The 542-nt window shown below is 64.6% G+C and carries 1 pseudogene; it reads right to left on the reverse strand.

Going from position 1 to position 542, the window contains the following annotated elements:
* Window positions 1-421 (reverse strand): annotated as a pseudogene (locus NFX52_RS30440) (DUF932 domain-containing protein); the annotation flags it as partial.
* Between the last annotated feature and the right edge of the window lie 121 nt (window positions 422-542).

The following is a 542-nucleotide window of genomic DNA, read 5'->3' on the forward strand; positions in this document are numbered from 1 at the left end:
TCAGGCGCAGGTTCTGGTCGATGCCCTGCACGGGCCGGGTGCTCTGGCGACGCCCATTGGCGGCGCGGGCGCGCAGGCCGCCCTTGATGAGGTTTTCTTGGGTGCGGTTGAACACGCTCCACAGGTCACGGCGGTCGTCGTCTGTGCGGCGGGGCATCAGGACTTGTGTTTCTGTGATGGGTGCGGGCTTGGCCTGGTCGTCATACTTGAGGGTCAGCGCGGCGCGGGCGAACACCTCCGACTCCCCGGCGTCCAGGGTGATCGCCTGCATGGATTCGCGGGACTGCTGCGCCTGACCGAAGCCATTTAGGACTTCGTAAGCACCCTCGATGACCTGCCCTGCCACGTCGCCCTTGTGGGGCACGCGCACATCGGCCACGGTGTCGCCGCACACCAGCCCGTTCTGGCAGACGAAGCGGAACTATGTCCAGCATCGAACTATGTCCAGTGCTACGTTGACCCGCCTCGTAAAGGCGGCCATGCAACACGGGACATAGGAGGCAGCGGCTAGAGACTCTTCAAGAACGCCAACAGCGCGTCGT

It is taken from the genome of Acidovorax facilis (assembly GCF_023913775.1).
In the GTDB taxonomy this organism is placed as follows: domain Bacteria; phylum Pseudomonadota; class Gammaproteobacteria; order Burkholderiales; family Burkholderiaceae_C; genus Acidovorax; species Acidovorax facilis.